18 protein-coding genes and 1 pseudogene are annotated in these 20,248 nt (G+C 64.2%); 6 read left to right on the forward strand and 13 right to left on the reverse strand.

Annotated elements, in window-relative coordinates:
- The 4 genes from EBQ26_RS01575 to EBQ26_RS01585 all read right to left on the reverse strand — a co-directional run.
- The coding region (locus EBQ26_RS01575; protein ID WP_147473975.1) for a transposase at positions 1-305 on the reverse strand (305 nt) is incomplete at its 3' end.
- A gap of 19 nt (positions 306-324) precedes the next feature.
- Positions 325-549, reverse strand: coding sequence for a hypothetical protein (locus EBQ26_RS12530; RefSeq protein WP_147473976.1), 225 nt, complete (start codon positions 547-549; stop codon positions 325-327).
- Positions 546-2,015, reverse strand: a complete 1,470-nt coding sequence (locus tag EBQ26_RS01580) for a hypothetical protein (RefSeq protein ID WP_147473977.1) — start codon at positions 2,013-2,015, stop codon at positions 546-548. The genes EBQ26_RS12530 and EBQ26_RS01580 overlap by 4 nt, the downstream gene beginning before the upstream one ends.
- Positions 2,016-2,036: 21 nt before the next feature.
- Entirely contained in the window at positions 2,037-4,643 is a 2,607-nt protein-coding gene (locus tag EBQ26_RS01585; protein WP_122237294.1) for an ABC transporter permease, read from the reverse strand.
- A 191-nt stretch (positions 4,644-4,834) separates the two neighbouring features.
- Between EBQ26_RS01585 and EBQ26_RS01590 the strand changes: the two genes are divergently transcribed.
- Positions 4,835-5,326, forward strand: coding sequence for a copper chaperone PCu(A)C (locus tag EBQ26_RS01590; protein ID WP_238944075.1), 492 nt, complete (start codon positions 4,835-4,837; stop codon positions 5,324-5,326).
- A 227-nt stretch (positions 5,327-5,553) separates the two neighbouring features.
- Here EBQ26_RS01590 and hslO read toward each other — a convergent pair whose 3' ends face one another.
- The 4 genes and pseudogenes from hslO to EBQ26_RS01610 all read right to left on the reverse strand — a co-directional run bounded on the left by hslO (position 5,554) and on the right by EBQ26_RS01610 (position 8,223).
- On the reverse strand, positions 5,554-6,546 hold the full coding sequence (gene hslO / locus EBQ26_RS01595) for an Hsp33 family molecular chaperone HslO (protein ID WP_122237296.1): 993 nt from the start codon (positions 6,544-6,546) through the stop codon (positions 5,554-5,556).
- A gap of 333 nt (positions 6,547-6,879) precedes the next feature.
- Positions 6,880-7,404 (reverse strand): gamma carbonic anhydrase family protein, encoded by a 525-nt coding sequence (locus EBQ26_RS01600; protein ID WP_122237297.1) that lies wholly within the window; start codon positions 7,402-7,404, stop codon positions 6,880-6,882.
- A gap of 217 nt (positions 7,405-7,621) precedes the next feature.
- Positions 7,622-7,999: pseudogene (locus EBQ26_RS12810) on the reverse strand (cell division protein ZapA); the annotation flags it as partial.
- Positions 7,996-8,223, reverse strand: coding sequence for a DUF904 domain-containing protein (locus EBQ26_RS01610; protein WP_122237299.1), 228 nt, complete (start codon positions 8,221-8,223; stop codon positions 7,996-7,998). The pseudogene EBQ26_RS12810 and the gene EBQ26_RS01610, both read right to left, overlap by 4 nt.
- A gap of 191 nt (positions 8,224-8,414) precedes the next feature.
- Here EBQ26_RS01610 and sbcB point away from each other — a divergent pair, with 191 nt between their 5' ends.
- From sbcB to EBQ26_RS01630, 4 genes are all read left to right on the forward strand, one after another.
- Positions 8,415-9,860, forward strand: coding sequence for an exodeoxyribonuclease I (gene sbcB / locus EBQ26_RS01615; RefSeq protein ID WP_122237471.1), 1,446 nt, complete (start codon positions 8,415-8,417; stop codon positions 9,858-9,860).
- Positions 9,861-9,992: 132 nt separating this feature from the next.
- Positions 9,993-10,331, forward strand: a complete 339-nt coding sequence (locus tag EBQ26_RS01620; RefSeq protein WP_122237300.1) for a carboxymuconolactone decarboxylase family protein — start codon at positions 9,993-9,995, stop codon at positions 10,329-10,331.
- Positions 10,328-10,738, forward strand: a complete 411-nt coding sequence (locus EBQ26_RS01625) for a rhodanese-like domain-containing protein (RefSeq protein WP_238944076.1) — start codon at positions 10,328-10,330, stop codon at positions 10,736-10,738. Before EBQ26_RS01620 ends, EBQ26_RS01625 begins: the two co-directional genes overlap by 4 nt.
- A gap of 179 nt (positions 10,739-10,917) precedes the next feature.
- On the forward strand, positions 10,918-12,213 hold the full coding sequence (locus EBQ26_RS01630; RefSeq protein ID WP_122237301.1) for an O-acetylhomoserine aminocarboxypropyltransferase/cysteine synthase family protein: 1,296 nt from the start codon (positions 10,918-10,920) through the stop codon (positions 12,211-12,213).
- A gap of 270 nt (positions 12,214-12,483) precedes the next feature.
- On the opposite strand, the gene EBQ26_RS01635 is transcribed toward EBQ26_RS01630, so the two are convergent.
- Positions 12,484-14,784, reverse strand: coding sequence for an NADP-dependent malic enzyme (locus EBQ26_RS01635; protein WP_122237473.1), 2,301 nt, complete (start codon positions 14,782-14,784; stop codon positions 12,484-12,486).
- 3 nt (positions 14,785-14,787) lie between these two features.
- Here EBQ26_RS01635 and EBQ26_RS12535 point away from each other — a divergent pair, with 3 nt between their 5' ends.
- Complete coding sequence (locus EBQ26_RS12535; protein ID WP_147473978.1) at positions 14,788-14,967, forward strand: hypothetical protein; 180 nt, start codon at positions 14,788-14,790, stop codon at positions 14,965-14,967.
- 70 nt (positions 14,968-15,037) lie between these two features.
- Here the strand turns inward: EBQ26_RS12535 and gatB are convergent, their stop codons facing one another.
- From gatB to gatA, 4 genes are read right to left on the reverse strand one after another with little or no spacing between them, the layout of a single operon-like run.
- Complete coding sequence (gene gatB, locus EBQ26_RS01640) at positions 15,038-16,486, reverse strand: Asp-tRNA(Asn)/Glu-tRNA(Gln) amidotransferase subunit GatB (protein ID WP_122237302.1); 1,449 nt, start codon at positions 16,484-16,486, stop codon at positions 15,038-15,040.
- Positions 16,483-17,487, reverse strand: coding sequence for a ParA family protein (locus EBQ26_RS01645; protein WP_122237303.1), 1,005 nt, complete (start codon positions 17,485-17,487; stop codon positions 16,483-16,485). The genes gatB and EBQ26_RS01645 overlap by 4 nt, the downstream gene beginning before the upstream one ends.
- Positions 17,487-18,698 carry an RNA-binding domain-containing protein gene (locus EBQ26_RS01650; RefSeq protein ID WP_122237474.1) on the reverse strand — a complete coding sequence of 404 codons (1,212 nt, stop codon included), beginning with the start codon at positions 18,696-18,698 and terminating at the stop codon, positions 17,487-17,489. The genes EBQ26_RS01645 and EBQ26_RS01650 overlap by 1 nt, the downstream gene beginning before the upstream one ends.
- Before the next feature lie 20 nt (positions 18,699-18,718).
- A complete protein-coding gene (gene gatA, locus EBQ26_RS01655; protein WP_122237304.1) occupies positions 18,719-20,206 on the reverse strand; it encodes an Asp-tRNA(Asn)/Glu-tRNA(Gln) amidotransferase subunit GatA in 1,488 nt (495 codons plus the stop codon).
- Between the last annotated feature and the right edge of the window lie 42 nt (positions 20,207-20,248).

Here is a 20,248-nt window from a genome sequence, read left to right on the forward strand (position 1 = left end):
GCGCTTGGCTGCCCCTGCCGACCTTGAGCGAGCCGGATGATGGAGCGCAGGTCCGAGACGATGGCTTCGAAACAACCTGCATCCAGCCAGCGCCTGCTTTGCTGATACACAGCCTCCCACGGTGGCAGGTCATTGGGCAGCATGCGCCAGGGGGCGCCTGCACGTACCAACCAGCGCAGCGCATTGAACACTTCACGCAGATCGTGCTGACGCTGCGGTGCATCTTGATCCATCAAGATAAGGTAGGGTGCAACAAAGCTCCATTCTTCATCGCTGACATCACTGGGGTAAGGCTTGCGAGACATGCTGGCACTGTATCCAAGCTCAGCACCACCTCTCGGAAAAGTGCATAACACGCTCTAGGGCGATGCGGCCTTGGGCCGCGCGCTGCGAGCGGTTCAGGCAGGTGAAGCGCGCTGCGGCGTCATCCAGAAAGGCCTCGTCACCGGAATAGGCGCAAAGCCAGCCAAAGTGTCCGATGTGATCGATAGGCGAATCGAAATGCTGTGCCAACGAAGGTGGAGGGAACGGGCGCTGGTGGGGGCTCATGACGGGCGGGCAGGGCTGGCGTTGTGCATGTCCTGGTTCAGAAGGTAGAGGTTGTTCATGCGAAACGTCATCCCTTCGGGCCAAAGAAGCAGATCATGGGTTTTTGTTTCGTCTCCATCTGTGTCGTCTTCGTCTGCGATGGTGTTGCCTGCTGCCGCACCGAGAAAAAGCGGTCCAGGCTTGATGTTGTCACCTTCCAACCGTAGCCCCAGTCCGTCGCGCAGCACGAGCTCACGCAATACGTTGGCGTCAGGGCCGCAGATGCATTGGTCGCAAAACCGCTGCGCTTCTTCGTCCCGATACCCCAGTGGCATGGCTTGCAACGCCATAAAAGCCTGTGCGTGCGTGCGCAGCTTTTCGATGGCTACATCGAAAGCATGGGGTAGGTTGCGCAAGGGCAGTACTGGCTTGCCGCTTAAATTATCCAAATGGGCCTCCATCTGATTGAGCAGCGCAATGGCGGCTTCGCGTGTCAGAAAGAGCTGGGCGCCCGCATGCAAATCGTGCCAATGCACTTCGGTAATGTGTGCTGGGCGTTGCTGCCATGACGTATGGGATTTGTCGCTGACGCGCAGAGCTTCGACCCAGGCCAGGGTCGCTGTTCGCCTGGCAGTGTCTTCTGCCGGCTCCTGGCTCCCGCCTCGGTGCAATTGTTCGCGCAGTAGTTGAACGGCTCGTGGCGGTAGCGCTTCCAGCGGCGAGAGCGCTTGCGTCAGTGTCGCCGTTTTGATCTGGCTTTCTTTACCCAGCACCCATTGCACCAGATGGTCGGTGACAGTACGGTTGCGTGGTCGCCAGTCTCGTGTGGCTGCCTTGATGAAGTCTTCACCGACCTGTGTGCAGCGAAAGGCGTTGAAGCGCGTATGGCCAGACTCGACAAAACCCAGCGCAGGCAAAGGCTGCACACTGGCCGTACGCATAGGCTGGCTGACATAGAAATGGTGCTGGCGCACATATTGGAACTGGAAATCGGTCGAGTCTTTCAGTTTGGTGATGCCGCGCAGGCGTGGGTCGCCTTGCCACTCGTTGCTATTGAAAGCCAGCCAGCAAGCCAAGGCCTCAATAGCATTGGTGACCTCGATATTGCTGGCTTTGGCGCCTTGCTCTCGCGCTTGTTTCGCCACAGCCACGCCCAAGGTGGCCAGCAGCAATTGCTTGCCGAACCACACGCTGCCCATGCCGGGAACGGCGCATTGATTGAAAGCGCGTAGTGAGGCACCAAGCCCCAAGCTGCGTATGCGCCGTGTTTTGGCTAAAAACTCCGGGCCAAGCAAGCCCCATGACATCCCCATTGGCCCGATCTCCTTTTTTTCTCCCGGATGTACCTCATGCGTGCATGTCTCGCGGTGGAAATATTCGGCGTTGTTTCTTGTGCGCTTGATGCATACGTCGAAGCTTTGGGCGATGTAATTCAGGAGCAGTCGGCTGTTGGCTGGCGCCGTGCACGACAAAATAGGCTGAGGCACACAGTGAGGGAGAGATCGGCGTCATGACGCCACCCCCCGCAAACTCACCCCCACAGGCCGCTGCAACACGCCGCGCAGGCTCCACCAGCCTGCCAGCCAGGCCAGGGCGGCGCCGGCGGTGGCGCTGGCGATGGGGGCCCACAGGGGGAATTGCCAGGCGAAATCGAACACATGGCGCGCCAGCGCCCAGGCGATGGCGATGGCGGCGGCGCTGGCGAGCAGGCCGGCCAGCAGGCCCACGCCGGCCAGTTCGGCGCGTTGCACTTGGGCCAACAGGCGGCCGCTGGCGCCCAGGGCGCGCATGATGGCGTATTCGCGTGCGCGTTCTTCGCGCGTGGCGGCGGTGGCCGCAAAGAGCACAACCACACCGGCGGCCAGGGCAAAGCCAAACAGCAGTTCCACGGCGCGGCTGACCTGGCCGAGCACGCGCTGGATTTGCAGCAAGGTGCTGCTCAAGTCGATCAGGGTGATGTTGGGGAATTGGCGCACCAGGGCGTTGTCGAAATTGGCGCTGCCTGCTTCGCCAGCGCTGCTCGCCGCATCGGGCCAGTGGTAGGCGCTGAGATAGGTCACGGGCCAGTCGGGCATGTCGGCCACGGGATAGAGCACGAAGAAGTTGGCGTTCATCGAGCCCCAATCGACTTTGCGGATGGAGGTGACTTGGGCCTCGTGCGGCAGGCCGCCGATGTCAAAGCGCAGCACATCGCCCAGTTGGATGCCCAGGCGCTTGGCAATGCCTTGTTCGATGCTGAGCGCGCCCGCTTCGCCCGCGCGCCATTGGCCGGCGGCGATGTGGTTGTCTTTGGGCAGCTCGGTGGTGTAGCTGAGGTTGAATTCGCGCTCGGCCTGGCGGCGCGTGTCTTCATCGGCGTAGCGGCTGGCGTTGACGGGCTGGCCTGCGATGTGGGTCAGGCGGCCGCGCGCCATGGGATACCACTGGTAGCCGTGCAGCCCGGCGCCTTCCAGCGCCTGGCGAAAGGGCTGGGCTTGCTCGGGCAGGATGTTGATGATGAAGCGGTTGTTGGCCTGCGGCGGCGCGGCCTGGCGCCAACTGTCGATCAAGTCGGTGCGTAGCAGCGCCAGCAACACCAGCGCCAGCAGGCCCAGGGCCAGGCTGCTGGTTTGCACGATGGCCAACGCGGGCCGGGCGGCGAGCTGGCGCGTGGCCAGCAGCAGCCAGCGCGGCGCGCGCGCTTCGTGCACCAGGCGGCGCAGCAGGGCGATGGCGGCGGCGGCCAGCAGGGCAAAGGCCAGCACGGCGGCGGCAAAGCCTCCTACAGCGATACCACCCAGGCGCAGGTTGCCGCTGATGAGCAGCAGCAGCGCGGCAAAGCCCGCCAGGCCCGCCAGCACCACGCCGCGTGAGGCGGGTTTGAGCCGCCCCACCTCGCGGCGCATCACGCGCAGCGGCGGCACCTGCGCCAGTTGCAGCACGGGGGCCAGGCCAAAAGCGCCCAGCAGGGCCACGCCCATGCCCAGCCCCAGCGCCAGTGGCCACCACCGGGCGGCGGGCAATTGCACTTGCAGCACATCGGCCAGCAGGTGGGCGAACAGCGCATGCGCGCCGTAGCCCAGGGCCGCGCCCGCCAGGCTGGCGGCCAGGCCCGCGAGGGCGAACTCCACCACGTAAGCGCCGATGATGGCCCGCTGGCTCAAGCCCAGCACGCGCCACAGCGCGGCGCCGTCCAGATGGCGCTGGGCAAAGCTGCGCGCGGCCAGCGCCACGCCCACGGCGCAAAGCAAGGCGGTGAGCAGCGCTACCAGGCGCAAAAAGGATTCGGCGCGCTCGATGGTGCGCTGCATTTGGGGGCTGCTGCCCTCCAGCGTGAGCAGGCGCAGGCCGCGCTCGCCGCTGGTGTGCACATGTTGTTGCACGTGTTGGGTGAAGCGCTGCACGGCGGCATCTTCGCCCGCGGCCAGCAGCCGCCAGTTCAGGCGGCTGGCCGGTTGCACAAGCCTGGTGGCGGGCAGGGCGTCCATCGCCACCATCACGCGCGGGGCGAAGGTGAGAAAGCCCGCGCCCCGGTCGCCCTCCTGCGTGATGACGCGCGTGATGGTGAAAGCGCTCTCGCCCAGCAGCAGCGTGTGGCCGGGCTGCAAGCCCAGGCTGACCAGCAAGGCGGCATCGACCCAGACCTCGCCCCGCCCCGGCCCGCCCCGGCTGGGTTGACCTGCCGCTGCCAGTTGCGCGGCGCTGAGCTGTTCGCCCCAATGGGGCGTGGTTTCAATCTGGCCACGCAAGGGATAGGCAGGCTCGACCGCCTTGAGGCTGACCAGCCGACTGGCGCCGCCCTGGGCCTCGGTGGCGCGCGCCATGGTGGGAAAGACCACCGTCACCGCCGTTTGCAGGCCCGCCTCGTGCGCCTGCTGGCGCAAATCGGTGGCGATGCCGTGGTCGCTGGCCACCACCACATCGCCCGCCAGCAATTGGCGCGCATCGCGTTGCAGGCCGCCTTGCAGGCGATCGGCAAAAAAGGCCACGGCCGTCAGCGCTGCCACGGCCAGCAGCACGGCCAGCAGCAGCACGGTCAATTCGCCCGCGCGCAAATCGCGACGCAGCGTGCGCAGGCCCAGTAACAAGGCTTGGGGAAGGGTGGAGGGGGCAGGGCAGGAAGGGGCAGCGCGCATGGTCTGAAATGAAAGGGCTAGGCGTGGCGTGGGGCGCGAGGTTATCGCAAGCGGCGTTGATGGCGCCTGGAACCTGTTGAAGTTCTCTGCACGGCAGTCAAGAGAGCGGCCGCGATTGTGCAATCTGGAACGACTTACACTGCGCGCCTTTGTGCAACTGCAATCGTGCAATGGTTTTGAAAGGATTTGCCATGAAAAAATTGCTCAACATCCTCGCGCTGTGCGCTGGCGCGGCTTTGCTGCCTGCGCATGCGCAAGATTTCAAGCAAGGGGATGTCGAGGTTTCCAGCCCCTACGCGCGCGCCACGGTGGCGGGGGTGAAAAACGGCGCGGTTTGGTTCAGCGTGAAAAACAGCGGCAAGGCGGCAGACCGCGTTGTGGGCGCGAAAACCGATGTGGCAGGCCACACGGAAATCCACGACATGAAGATGGAAGGCGATGTGATGCACATGTTCCAGATCGAGGGCATCGAAGTGGCTGCGGGCCAAAGCATCACGCTGGGCGAGGGCAACAAGCTGCATGTGATGCTGATGAACTTGAAAGAGCCGCTGAAAGAGGGCGATAAGTTCAAGATGACGGTGCAGTTCCAGCAAGCGGGTGAGGTGCCTATTGAGGTGGTGGTCAAGGACATGAAAGCGGGTATGCATGGCCACCGTATGGAGCACAAAGAGCACAAGCATTGAGTGCTGTGTTGATCGATATTTTATCAATCAATAGGAAATAAAATCACCTTATTTTGGCATGTTGGCAATCAAGTTGATTTTCTTTTGATTGAAATACCAGGTTTGGGCGCGGTGGGCCCGTCCGCCGTACGCGATCACAAGCATGAAGAAAGGGGCTACAAGGCCCCTTTTTTTCTTCATAGGTCGTGGCCGTGGCGCGGCCACGGTTTGATGGGTTGCCGCGTGAATCAGTGCAGCCCTTGCTGCGCCTCGGCGGCCAGGGGCGCGAACAAATGGCCGATGTCCACAGCGTCAAACGCGTATTGCGCGCCGCAGAACTCGCAGCCGATCTCCAGCGGCTTGCCGTTTTCTTCCAGCATGGGCTGCACCTGCTCTTGTCCCAGGCCGCGCAGCATGTTGGCCACGCGCTCGCGGCTGCACTGGCAGGCGAAATGGGGCGTGGCGCCCTCGGTGTCGATGGCTTGCAAAGTCTCCTGCCAGAACAGGCGGCGCAAGATGGTGGCCGCATCCAGCTCCAGAAGCTCCTCGGTTTTCAGGCTGGCCGCCAGCGTGGCGATGCGGTTGAAATCCTCGTTCGCGCCCAGAGCATCCTGCGTTTGCGTGTCGTGCTGCTGGCCAGCCAGGTTGCCCTGGCCCTTGATGGGGATACGCTGCACCAGCAGGCCCGCAGCGACCTGCTCGTTGGCGGCCAGCACGATCACGGTGTCGAGCTGCTCGGACTGCTGCATGTATTGCTGCAACACGGCGCTCAGCGAGGGCAGGCTTTGCCCTTGCGCATCGCGCAGCGCGACGATGCCCTGGTAGGCCTGCTGGCCGGGGCGCTTCTCGCCCGCATCCAGCGTGATGGCGCAGCGGCCCTGGCCGTGGGCATCGAGCATCGCGGGCAGGCTGGCATCGGCCGCAAGGCTTTGCGCAGCATCGGCGGCGAGCTGGGCGGTGGCGCGCAGGCGCAGGCTGGAATCGACCTCGGCCACGGCCAGGCGCACCGGCCCATCGCCCTGGATTTGCAGGATGAGCGAGCCTTCAAAGTGGATGTTGGCCTGCATCAGCAGGCCCGCGGCAACCATTTCGCCCAGCAGGCGGCTGACGGCGGGCGGGTAAGCGCCGGTTTCGGTATTGGCGGCGCGGCGCTCCAGCACTTGTTGCCAGGGCGCTTGCACGCGGACGATGGCGCCGCGCACGGGCAGCCCTTCAAAGAGGAATTTTTGCAGTTCGGTCATGGTTTGGGGCAGGGAGAGCAGCCCTTGGAAAGTTGGAAAGCCTTGCCCATATCGCGCCGCTGGGGGTGGTTTTCAAGCCGGGCGGGCATGGGGGGCAGATGTGCCAAAGGCTTGAAGCGGCCCAAAGTGGTCAGAGGCACTGCAAGTGGTCTGGAGTGAAGCAGAGCGGCCCCAAAACGCCTTCGCCTCGCAATGGCGAGGCGAAGGGAATGGGGATTTATATATCAATAGAAATAATGATCTCCTGCCATCATGCCAAAATAGGGTGGTTTTATTTCTTTTTGATTGGTAATTCAAGCGCTTTCGGAAACGACGCATCAGAAAAACACCGCATCAGCCGATGCGCCGAAACCCCTTGGCGTAGCGGCGGGCGTTGTCGATGTAGTGCTGGGCGCTGTGGCGCAGGCCCTGGATTTCCTGCTCGGTCAGGGGGCGCACGGCTTTGGCGGGGCTGCCCAGGATCAGCCAGCCATCGGGGAACTCCTTGTTCTCCGTCACCAGTGCGCGCGCGCCCACCAGGCAATGTTTGCCGATTTTGGCGCCGTTGAGCACGACGGCGCCGATGCCGATGAGCGATTCGTCGCCAATGGTGCAGCCGTGCAGCATCACCTGGTGCCCGACGGTGACGTGGCGGCCAATGGTCAGCGGCACGCCTTCGTCGGCATGCAGCACGCTGCCATCCTGGATGTTGCTGCCTTCGCCGATGGCGATGTGATCCGTGTCGCCGCGCACCACGGCGCCAAACCAGATGCTGGCATGCGCACCGACGCTGACGGTGCCCAGCACGGTGGCGTTGTCGGCCACCCAGGCGCTGGGGGCGAGGTCGGGGGCGGCGTCATCAAGGGCGTAAATGGGCATGGGAGCTCCTGGGGCTGGGCGGTGGGCGGCAAAGGGGAGGTTAAAAGTCGATGGGGCCGAGGCTGTCCCCATCGCCATGGCGGGCGGTTTCGCCGTTGTCGCTGTCATCGCCATGCGCGGGGGTGTTGCTGCCGTCGAACGCATTGCCGTTGAATGCGTGGCGGTCGGATGTGTGGCCGTCGTCGTGTGCGTAGCCGTCCTGCGCGCTTTCGCCATGGCCCAAGGCATCGTCCAGGCGTTGCACCAGGGCGCGCAAGGCGTGCTCGGTGTGCTCCAGCTGCGCGGCGTTGTGGGCGGCCTGTTGTGCCGCTTGTTGTGCAGCGTCGGCATCGTATGCGTCGGCGCTGGCTGCGGCGGCCTGGGCGGCCAGCTCGGTTTGCTCCTCTAGCGCCTGGCGCAAATCGCCCAGCTCATAGGCCAGGTTCAAGGCGGCGAGCACGGCGATGCGCTCACGGGCGCGCACTTTGCCGGCGTCGTGGATGCGCGTCATGGCGTCATCGACCAGGCGCACGGCTTGCGAGAGGCGTTGCTCCTGCCCGTCCTGGCAGGTCAGCAAATAGCTTTGCTGGAGGATTTTGACTTCCACCTGTTTCATCGCCCGCCCTCCAGCGCGTTTTGGATGGCTGGCAGCCGCTCAATGAGGGCATCGACGCGCTCGCGCGCCGTGTCCAGGCGGGCTTGCAGGGCGTCGCGTTCCTCGGTGAGGGTTTGCAACTGCCGGGCCAATTGGGCCTGGCTGTGCTCGGCGCTGGCCAAGCGTGCGAGCAATTGCTCGACTTGCCAGTGCAGACGGTCGGTCAGGGAGGTGGGTGTTTCCATAGGGGCGAAATTGTAGGGTTTGGCTGCAAAAGATGGGCCCAACTGGCTGATATTTTTCGGTTTTTCATGCTGGCCGAGGCTGGGGATGTTGCGTTTTGCGTGCGCTTTTTGGCTCTGCCGCAGGCTTTTTTCGGCCTTCTACAATCGCGCCTTTCTTGGCTCAATTTGGCTGGCAATCGAAGGCATCAGGCATGCACACTTTTTTGTGGCACGACTACGAAACTTTTGGCGCGGATCCCCGGCGCGATCGCCCGGCGCAGTTTGCGGCTGTGCGCACCGATGCGCAGTTGCAGGAGATCGAGTCGATGGAGTGGTTTTGCCAGCCGCCGCTGGACTATCTGCCCGATCCGCAGTCGTGCCTGATTACCGGCATCACGCCACAGCAGGCGCGCGAGAAAGGGCTGCCCGAGCACGCCTTTGCCTGGCAGATTTACCAGGCGTTTTCGCGCCCGGGCACGATTGGCGTGGGCTACAACACGATCCGCTTTGACGATGAGTTCACCCGCTTTCTGTTCTGGCGCAATTTGCTCGATCCCTACGGGCGCGAATGGCGCAATGGCAATGCCCGCTGGGATTTGCTGGATGTGGCGCGCCTGGTTTGGGCCTTGCGGCCCGAGGGCATCGAGTGGCCCAGGGACGAGCGCGGGCAGGTGAGCTTCAAGCTCGAGCGCCTCAGCGCCGCCAATGCCCTGGCGCACGAGGCCGCGCACGATGCCTTGAGCGATGTGCGCGCCACGCTGGCGCTGGCGCGGCTGATCCGTGCGCGCCAGCCGCGCTTGTTCGAGTTCGCCCTCAGGCTGCGCGACAAGCGCGAGGTGGCCAAGGAGCTGGGCTTTCCCGCCCTCAAGGGGCAGGAGCGGGCCTTCGTCCACATCTCGGGCATGTTCGCGCCCGAGCGCGGCTGCCTGGCGGTGATGTGGCCGCTGGCCAGCCACCCGCACAATCGCAACGAAGTGCTGGCCTGGGATTTGGCGCACGACCCGGGCGAGCTGGCAGCGCTGGATGCCGCCGCCATCCGCCAGCGCCTGTTCACGCGCCAGGCCGATTTGCCCCAAGGCGTGCAGCGCCTGCCGCTCAAAAGCGTGCATCTGAACAAATCCCCCATGGTGGTGGGCGATTTGCGCGTGCTCACCCCCGCCGTGCAAGAGCGCTGGGACCTGGATATGCAGCGCATGGCGCAGCACGCCGCCATTGCGCGCGATTTGCCCGACATGAGCGCCATCTGGGCCGAGGTGTACGCCGCCCGGCCCGCGCCGGACGAGGGTGATGAACGCATCCCCGCCGAGCAGGATTTGTACGGCGGCTTCATCAGCGATGCCGACCGCCAGCGGCTGGACGCGCTGCGCCAGCGCCCCGTGGGCAGTTGGCCGCAGCAATTGGGCTTTGAGGATGCGCGCCTGGACGAGCTGGTGTTCTTCTTTCGCGCGCGCAACTTTCCGCGCCGCTTGAGTGAGCAGGAGCGGGCGCGCTGGCAAGCGCACCGCCGTGCCACGCTGCTGCAAGGCCAGGGCGGTGCGCGCAGCGCCGGGCAGTTGATGGACGAAATCGACGCCCTGTATGAACAGGCCAGCGAGGCGCAGCAGGATATCCTTGGCGCGCTCTACGAATGGGCGGGCGAAATCGCCCCGGAGACTTGAATATTGCTTATTTTTTCTAATCAAAAGGAAAATTTTTATGCCTATTTCGGCATGATGGTATTAAAGTGATTTTTACCAATGATTGGAAATCATAGGCGGCCCGCAAACCAACCTGCACAGAAAGGAAAACACATGTTTTTGGATTGGAAGCAACACGCCAGCCACGTCAAAAAATCCTTTGGCGAGCTGGGGCAAAAGCACCCCAAGATGCTGCAAGGCTATATGGCGCTGGACTCGGCCGCTGCCGCCGAAGCGCTGGACGCCAAAACCCGCGAACTCATCGCCCTGGCCGTGGCCGTCACCACGCGCTGCGAGAGCTGCATCGCCGTGCATGCCCAGGCGGCGGTGAAAGCGGGTGCAACGGATAGCGAAGTCGCTGGCGCGCTGGCCACCGCCATCTCGCTCAACGCTGGCGCGGCCTACACCTACTCGCTGCGCGCCATCGAGGCCATCGAAGCCAACCGCACATGAGTGGGCGCATGAACGGCCACATGAACGGCCGCACGACCGACGACCGCAGCAACGCAGGCCCCAGCGCCCCCCCAAACGGGCGTGCAAAAAGGCCCCACATGCGCTGGGCTGCCGCCGTCACCGCGGCGCTGCTCGGCGTAGCCCTGGCCGCGCCTGCACAGGCCAAGTCGCCCATCTGGATCGATGTGCGCACGCCGCATGAGCATGCCCAAGGCCATGTGCCGCAATCGTTGAACATCCCTTACGACGAAATCGAGCAGCACATCGCAGCGGCTGCGCCCGATAAAAACACCCCGATTGCCCTGTACTGCCGCAGCGGGCGGCGCTCCGAAATCGCCCGCCAAACCCTGCTGCAACTGGGTTACACGCAGGTGCAAAACCTGGGCAGTTACGACAGCTTGCGGTAAGAGCAAAAGCCAGAACGCCTGAAAAAGCCACAGAGCCTGTTCAAACCCCTGGCGCGCAAGCGCAGCGCTTGCGCGCCAGGGCTTTGCATTCCAGCCACCCTCCAGGCCCAGCCCTTCCCTTCACTCGCCCACCGCCTCGCCAGCGGCCCACTTTCCCCCTTTCCAAGGAGTTTCCAGCCATGAGCCAGCCCCAGCAACCGAAATGGAAGTTGCCCACCATCGCCGTGCACGGCGGTTACACCCCTGAGCCGACCACCAAATCCGTGGCCGTGCCCATCTACCAAACCGTCGCCTACGCCTTCGACAGCGCCCAGCACGGCGCCGATTTGTTCGACCTGAAAGTGCCCGGCAACATCTACACGCGCATCATGAACCCCACCAACGATGTGCTGGAAAAGCGCCTGGCCGCGCTGGAAGGCGGCGTGGGCGCGCTGGCCCTGGCCTCGGGGCAGGCGGCGGTCACCTACGCCATCCAAACCATTGCCGAGGCGGGGGACAACATCGTCTCCGCCAGCGCTTTGTATGGTGGCACCTACAACCTCTTTGCCCACACGCTGCCGCAATACGGCATCGCCACGCGCTTTGCCGATACGCGCGACTTGCGCAGCTTCGAGGGCCTGTTTGACGAGCGCACCAAAGCCGTCTATGTCGAATCCATCGGCAACCCGCTGGGCAACGTCACCGACATCGCCGCCGTGGCCGACATCGCCCACCGCCACGGCGTGCCGCTGATCGTGGACAACACCGTCGCCACCCCCTACCTGCTGCGCCCCTTCGAGCACGGCGCCGACATCGTCGTGCACTCGCTGACCAAATACCTTGGCGGCCACGGCAACAGCCTGGGCGGCGCCATCGTCGATTCCGGGCGCTTCCCCTGGGCCGAGCACAAGGCGCGCTTCAAACGCCTGAACGAGCCGGACGTGAGCTATCACGGCGTCGTCTATACCGAGGCGCTGGGCGCTGCGGCCTACATCGCCCGCGCACGCGTCGTGCCCCTGCGCAACATGGGCGCGGCCATCTCGCCCTTCAACGCCTGGCAAATCCTGCAAGGCATCGAAACCCTGGCCCTGCGCATGGATTGCATCAACCGCAACAGCCTGGCCATTGCGCAATTTCTGCAAAACCATCCCAAAGTGCAATGGGTCAGCTACGCCGCCTTGCCCGAGCACCCCGACCACGCCCTGGCCCAGCGCTACCTGGGCGGCCACGGCTCGGGCGTGCTGACTTTCGGCGTGCAAGGCGGCCGCGCGGCGGGCGAGCGCCTGCTCGATGCGCTGCAACTGTTCACCCGCCTGGTCAACATCGGCGACACCCGTTCGCTGGCCACGCACCCGGCCTCCACCACCCACCGCCAGCTCTCGCCCGAGGAGCTGGCCAAGGCCGGCGTGAAGGAAGAAACCGTGCGCCTGTCCATCGGCATCGAGCATGTGGACGACTTGATCGCCGATCTGGATCAGGCGCTGCAAGCGGCTTGAGATGCAGATAGATGGCGGATGGGACGGCAAATGAGCTAGCAGATCAAACGCCATAGGAAAAAAGCGCTTTGGGCAGTTGGCTCCCAAAGCGCTTTTTTGCTGGCCTGAATTTAAAATTTCCATTCAAAGGAAAATTATATTTCCTTTTATCATGCCGAAAAAGGGTTGTTTTGTTTCCTTTGAATAGTAATTTTGGTAGGCCCGAGAAAGGCTGGGGTGTGCTGCCAGCCTCGGTGCGCACCCACCAGGGCCGATCAGCCGATTGGCCGATTAGCTCGCGCTGCCAGCCTGGGCGGCGGCCAGGGCCGACATGTTGACGATACGGCGCACGGTGGCAGACGGGGTGAGGATGTGCGCCGATGCGGCTGCGCCCATGAGGATGGGGCCAATGGTGGTGCCGTGGGCGCTGACTTGCTTGAGCACGTTGAACAGGATGTTGGCCGAATCCAGGTTGGGGCAGATGAGGATGTTGGCGTCGCCGCTGAGGGTGCTGTCCAGCAGGGTGCGGCCGCGCACTTCGGCGGAAAGGGCGGCGTCGCCGTGCATTTCGCCATCGCACTCGATGTCGGGGAAGCGCTGCTTGAACAGGGCTGTGGCCTGGCGCATCTTGAGGGCGCTGGGGCGCGCCGAAGATCCGAAGTTGGAGTGCGAGAGAAACGCCACCTTGGGCGGCACGCCAAAGCGTTGCACTTCGCGCACGGCCATTTGGGCGATGGAGACCAGCCCTTCGGGGTCCGGATCCTCGTGGATGTAGGTGTCGGCCACGAACAGGGTGTGGTCGTCCAGCAGCAGGGCGTTGAGGGTGGCCAGGCCTTCGGAGTCGTCGCGCACGCCAACGATGTCGTGGATGCGGCGCAGGTGGTCGTCAAAGCGGCCCACCATGCCGCAGAGCATGGCGTCGGCGTCGCCCAGGTGGATCATCAGCGCGGCGATGATGGTGTTGGAGCGGCGCACGGCGGATTTGGCAGTCTCGGGCGTGATGCCGCTGCGGCCCATGATCTTGTGGTAGGCCTCCCAATACTGGCGAAAGCGCGGATCGTCCTCGGGGTTGACGTTGTCCACGTCCTGCCCGATGCGGATGCGCAGGCCGGCGCGCTGGATGCGCTCGGCGATGACGGCGGGGCGGCCGATGAGGATGGGGCGGGCCAGGCCGTCGTCCACCACGGCTTGCACGGCGCGCAGCACGCGCTCGTCCTCGCCTTCGGCGTAGGCCACGCGGCGCAGGGCGGCTTTGGCGGCGCGGAAGACGGGCTTCATGAACATGCCGGTTTGATAGACGAAGCGTTGCAGGCTTTCGCGGTAGGCGGCGATGTCCTCAATGGGGCGGGTGGCCACGCCCGAGCGGGCGGCGGCTTCGGCCACGGCCGGGGCGATGCGCAGGATCAGGCGGCCATCGAACGGGGTGGGGATGAGGTATTCGGGGCCGAAGCTCAGCTCCTTGCCGGAGTAGGCGGCGGCGACCTCATCGCTGGCTTCGGCCTTGGCCAGGGCGGCGATTTCATGCACGCAGGCCAGCTTCATCTCGTCCGTGATCTTGGTGGCGCCGCAGTCCAGCGCGCCACGGAAGATGTAGGGGAAGCACAGCACGTTGTTGACCTGGTTGGGGTAGTCCGAGCGGCCGGTGGCGATGATGACGTCCGGGCGCACGGCCTTGGCCAGCTCGGGGCGGATTTCCGGCTCGGGGTTGGCCAGGGCCAGCACGATGGGCTTGTCGGCCATGGTCTTGAGCATCTCGGCGGTGAGCACGCCCGGGGCGGAGCAGCCCAGGAACACGTCCGCGCCCTTGACGATGTCGGCCAGGGTGCGCGCCTCGGTCTGGTGCGCAAAGCGCGCCTTGGAGGCGTCGAGCTTGTCGCGCCCGGCGTGGATCACGCCCTTGGAGTCGGCCACGAAAACGTTTTCATGGCGCACGCCCAGCCCTTCCATGACGTTGATGCAGGCAATGGCGGCCGCGCCCGCGCCGGAGACGGCGACCTTGACCTGGGCGATGTCCTTGCCCACCAGCTCCAGCGCGTTGATCAGTGCGGCCGAGGAGATGATGGCCGTGCCGTGCTGGTCGTCGTGGAACACGGGGATGTTCATGCGCTTGGAGAGCTCTTGCTCGATGTAGAAGCACTCGGGCGCCTTGATGTCCTCCAGGTTGATGCCGCCCAGCGTAGGCTCCAGCGCGGCGATGATCTCGATGAGCTTGTCCGGGTCGCGCTCGGCCAGTTCGATGTCGAACACGTCCACACCAGCGAATTTCTTGAACAGACAGCCCTTGCCCTCCATCACCGGCTTGCCCGCCAGCGGGCCGATGTCGCCCAGGCCAAGCACGGCCGTGCCGTTGGTGATGACGCCCACCAGGTTGCCGCGCGAGGTGTATTCGGCGGCCTTGCTGGGGTCGGCCTGGATGTCCAGGCAGGGGTAGGCCACGCCGGGCGAGTAGGCCAGCGAGAGATCGCGCTGGTTGGACAGGGGCTTGGTGGGCTTGACGGAAATCTTGCCCTTGCTGGGCGCGCTGTGGTATTCGAGCGCGGCCAGGCGCAGGGCTTGTTCGGCTTCGGAGAGGGGTTTGGCGTTGGATGTCATGGAGTGCAGATCGGCGTTTTGAAAGAAACAGTCATGCAGACGGCGCTGGCGCATGCCACACAGGCGCGCAAGGCTCAGCGCCGTGGCGGCCAACAGGCCTGCGCGCAAGCCTACGGGCAAGCTGCAACGGCGGCCATACGTGAAAACGGCAGGTTGAGTGAGTATTGCAAATCAAAAGAATGAAAATCGGCGTGTTTCGGCAGATTGGGTTTAATTCATATTTTCTTTTGATTGGTTTTTGATGTTGGGGCTATCAGCCCGCCAGCTTGGCCTTGAGCAATTCGTTGACCTGTTGCGGGTTGGCCTTGCCCTTGCTGGCTTTCATCACCTGGCCGACCAGGGCGTTGAAGGCTTTGTCTTTGCCGGCCTTGTATTGCTCGACGTTGGCGGGGTTGGCGGCGATCACCTCGTCGATGATTTTTTCCAGCGCGCCGCTGTCATTCATTTGCTTGAGGCCTTTGGCTTCGATGACGGCATCGACCTCGCTGGCCTGGCCGCTCCACAGGGCTTCAAAGACTTGCTTGGCGGCGTTGTTGGAGATGGTGCCGTCGTGGATGCGGCCAATCAGCGCCGCCAGTTGCGCCGGGCGCACGGGGGCGGCTTCGATGCCGATTTCCTCGGTGTTGAGGCGGCGCGAGATTTCGCCCATCACCCAGTTGCTCACCAGCTTGGCCTGGCCGCAGGCTTGGGCCGCCTCTTCAAAGTAGGCGCCCATGGCCTGGCTTTGCGTCAGCGTGGTGGCGTCGTATTCGGGCAGGCCCCAGTCGCGCACGAAGCGCTCGGCCATCTGGCGCGGCAGCTCGGGCATGTCGGCCTTGACCTGCGCGATCCACTCGGGGGCGATGACCAGCGGCGGCAAATCCGGGTCGGGGAAGTAGCGGTAGTCGGCGCTGTCTTCCTTGCTGCGCATGGCCCGGGTCTCGCCCGTGGCCGGGTCGAACAGCACGGTGGCCTGCTCGATGGCGTGGCCGTCCTCGAGCTGCTCGATCTGCCAGCGGATCTCGTAGTCGATGGCCTGCTGCATGTAGCGAAAGCTGTTGAGGTTCTTGATCTCGCGGCGCGTGCCAAAGGGCTGGCCGGGCTTGCGCACGGAGACGTTGGCATCGCAGCGGAAGTTGCCCTCCTGCATGTTGCCGTCGCAGATGCCGATCCAGGTGACGATCTTGTGCAGCTCCTTGGCGTAGGCCACGGCTTCTGCGGTGGAGCGCATGTCCGGCTCGGTGACGATTTCCAGCAGCGGTGTGCCGGCGCGGTTGAGGTCGATGCCCGAGGCGTCGGGGAACTGGTCGTGCACGGATTTGCCCGCGTCTTCCTCCAGGTGGGCGCGCACCAGACGCACGGTTTTTTTCTCGCCATCGACGAAGAAGCTGACCTCGCCGCCTTGCACCACGGGGATTTCGAACTGGCTGATCTGGTAGCCCTTGGGCAGATCGGGGTAGAAGTAGTTTTTGCGCGCAAAGATCGAGCGCGGCGCCACATGGCTGCCCAGCGCCAGGCCCAGGCGGATGGCGCAGGCCACGGCCTGGCGGTTCATCACCGGCAGCGTGCCGGGCAGGGCGCAGTCCACCGGCGCGGTCTGCGTGTTGGGCGCGGCGCCAAAGCCCAGCGGCGCGCGGCTGAAGATTTTGCTGGCGCAGGCCAGTTGGGCGTGGGTTTCAAAGCCGATGACGACTTCGTAGCCTTGGATGAGTTGTGCGGTCATATCGAGAGTTGGGCTTGTTCCAGAATGCGTTTGCTCAGCGCCTGGAAGTCGGCATGGGCTGCGCGCACGGTGCTGATTTGCGAGCCGCTGACGCCGTCGGCGCTCTTGAGGTCGAACATGGGTTTGCGAACTTCCTGACTGATGGGGACGATGCTCTTGTAATGGCGAAGCAAGGCCAGGCAGTAGGGGTCTTCCTTGATGTCGGGAACTTCTGTCGGCTGGGCTTGGTTGAGCACATATTGGCGGTAATCCTGCGGGATGCGGTCCATCCATTGTGAATACGCGCGCACGGGGCGCGACAGGCGCTCCTGGTGCTGCATGGCGACATAACCCAGCACATGCATATGGCCCTGCGGCAAGGCGTAGTCGTCAAAGACTTTGTCGCGGTAGCGCGTTTGCCAGGATTTTTGCCATGTGCGCAGTGTGGGGCCAATGTTTTGCAGACCGCGTAGCGAGAACAAATCGGCTCCGAGTACGGCAATGATGTGGTCCGTGCCCAGCAGCACGGAGCGGTTGATGGCACCCAGGTTGGGGCCGATGTCGAAGATCACGATGTCGGCCTGGCAGGCTTGCGCACTTTGCTGGGCACAGCGCCAGAAGGCGGTGAGAATGTCGAAGGCGCGACCGTAGACATCCTCTGAATCCGAGTTGGCATTGTTCCATTGCTCGGAAAGCTGGTCTTCAAAGGAGGACAGCAGCAAATCGCCTGCCAGCAAATGCAGCCGATCATGAATGGTTTGCAGCTCTGGTGCAGCGAAATCGCCTTTGCGCACCATGGGTTGCACGCTGCGGTAAATCGTGGTGATGCGCTCGGGGGCGTCCCACAGCTTTTCCAGTTGCGCGTCAGAGAGAAAAGCAGCGCTGAGGTTGGCCTGCGGATCGCAATCGACGACCAGCACGCGCCGACCCAACTGCGCCAGCATGTGCGCCACGTGATAGACCAGCGTGGTCTTGCCCACGCCCCCTTTGTTGTTGAAGAAGGTGAAAGTTGGCGTGGACATTACGTGACCTTGCGAACGGTGACCACGACCATGGTCTGGCCGATTTCAAACTCGGGCGCGGGGTTGCCGTTTTCCGCCAGTAGCTTGCGGGCATTCTGGATGCCAAAGCCAAACTTCTGCACATACTTAAGATTGAACAGCACGCCGGCAACGATAGGGTTGCGGTAATCGGTGGCGTAGGGCTGGCCGAAGTTTTGTGCCGTGACCGTGCCATACGGACCGCCAGGGCTGGCGATTTCGATGCGATCGTCGAACCAGTACACCCGCACGGGGGTATTCGTGCCCTCATAGTTGCGGTGCAAGATGGCGTTGCGAAACAGTTGTTGCAAGGCGGGCAAGGGGTAGTCGGGTTGCCTGCGTTCGCGGTCTTGTCCGGTGATATCGATAGTGGTCTGGATATGGGCCTTGAAAATGGCTTCGGTGCCGTTGATGACATCTTCCAGATTGCCGGTGATGCGCTTTTCATCCATGACAGCGCCGCCGTGCTCTGTGCCGGCATAGCGGATGAATTGCACGTAGGCGCCAGCCAACCAGTCTTGCGGAGAGAGCCCGGTGGTCAACAGCCCGGCGACCGTGGGTACGGGCTGCTGGGCGTCAGCGGTGGCCATGTGGGTGGTCATCAGACGCTCTTGCAGGCTTCGGCCATTGGCTTCCAGCACATCGGGTGCGACGGCCTGGGGCAGGTAGGTCGACAGGAAGTAGATCTGGTTCAAATCCTGGAGCGAGGCGGCAGGCACGCCTTCGCTGTCGAATGAACGGCCCGCGCGCGTGCGCCGACGCTCGGCCAACAGGCGTTCATCTTCCTGGCTAGCCTGTTGGGTGCTGGCCGATAGGCGCACCCAGATGCGCCCGTCAAAAGCCACGGGCGGCAGCGAGGAGGGCTGCACCATGATGGCCACCAGGGTTTTGCCCTGCCAGGGTAGCTTGCGCATCATCAGGCTGGGCAGTGGTTGGATCTTGCCTTCGGCGCGGATTTGGTCGATTTTTTGCAGCAGGGCATCGTTGGCATCGACGCCGGTGACGCTGCCGTCATCGGCCACGCCCAGCAGCACGACGCCGGGTTGGCCCAGGCCCGCCAAATCGTTGGCAAATGCGCAAAGTGTCCTGCAAATCTTGTCTTTATTTTTATCGGTGAAGGATTGCTTACGCTCCAGCGTTGGCGACTCGGGCGCCGTCACCAGCTCCAACAGTTGCTCGTCGGTGTAGAACATGGCGCGTGTGCTGGCGTGGCTCAATATCCGGCCGGCGTTTGCAAATGCCAATCCGTGGTCTGTTGCAGGCGGTGGGCGACGTTCAGCAGGCGCGCTTCCTGCAGGTAGTTGCCAATCAGTTGCAGGCCCACGGGCATGCCGCCTGCGCCAAAACCGGCGGGCACGCTCATGCCGGGCAGGCCAGCGAGCGAGGCGGGCAGGGTGAAGATGTCGGCCAGGTAGTCGGCCAGCGGGTCCTTGTGCGCGCCAATTTCCCAGGCGGTGCTGGGGGCTACGGGGCCGGCGATGACGTCGCACTGCTGGAAGGCGCGCTGGAAGTCATCGGCGATCATGCGGCGCAGCTTCAGGGCCTTGAGGTAGTAGGCGTCGTAGTAGCCGTGCGAGAGCACGTAGGTGCCGACCATGATGCGGCGCTTGACTTCTTCACCAAAGCCTTCGCTGCGGGTGCGCACGTACATGTCGTTCAGGTCGTCGTACTGCGCGGCGCGGTGGCCGAACTTGACGCCATCGAAACGGCTGAGGTTGGAGCTGGCCTCGGCCGGGGCGATGATGTAGTAGACGGGAATGGACAGCTCGGTGCGCGGCAGCGAGACGGGCACCAGCTTGGCGCCGAGCTTTTCGTATTCCTTGAGGGCGGCCTCGACGGCGGCGCGCACGTCGTCGGCAATGCCTTCGCCGAAGAACTCCTGCGGCACGCCGATGCGCAGGCCTTCGATGCTGTCGTTCAGTTGGCGAGTGAAGTCTTCGGCAGGGGCGTCCAGGCTGGTGGAGTCGTGCTCGGGGTCGGGGCCGGCCATGGCCGAGAGCAGCAGCGCGCAATCTTCGGCCGAGCGGGCCATGGGGCCGGCCTGATCGAGGCTGGAGGCAAAGGCGATCATGCCGTAGCGGCTGATGCGCCCGTAGGTGGGCTTGATGCCGGTGATGCCGCAGAAGGCGGCGGGTTGGCGGATGGAGCCGCCGGTGTCGGTGCCGGTGGCCGCCGGGGTCAGGCCTGCGGCCACGGCGGCGGCGCTGCCGCCCGAGGAGCCGCCGGGCACGCGGCTGGCATCCCAGGGGTTGCGGCAGGGCGCGGCTTGTGCCTGGCCGATGGGGGCGATGGCGGTGTTTTCATTGCCCGAGCCCATGGCGAATTCATCGCAGGTGGTTTTGCCCAGCGCCACCATGCCAGCCTGGGCCAGGCGGGTGACGACGGTGGCGTCAAACGGCGAGCGGTAGCCTTCGAGCATCTTCGAGGCGGCGGTGCTGGGGAAGTCGCGCGTGACGAAGATGTCCTTGTGCGCCAGGGGCAGGCCGACCAGCGGCCCGGCATCGCCTTGGGCGAGGCGGGCATCGGCGGCGCGCGCCTGGGCCAGGGTGGCTTCGGGGTCGGTGGCGAGAAAAGCGCCCAGCGCGGGTTGGGCCTGGATGCGTTGCAGAAAGTGTTGCGCCAATTCGGTGGCGCTGGTTTGGCGCGTGCGCAGCGCTTGGCTGAGTGCGTACAGGCTTTGGTGGTGAAGGGCTTGGCTCATGGGAGCAGGTCAGGGGCAGGGGGGAAAAGGGCGAGAGGCGTC

Origin of the sequence: Allofranklinella schreckenbergeri, from assembly GCF_003703475.1 — a bacterium.
GTDB lineage: Bacteria > Pseudomonadota > Gammaproteobacteria > Burkholderiales > Burkholderiaceae_C > Lampropedia > Lampropedia schreckenbergeri.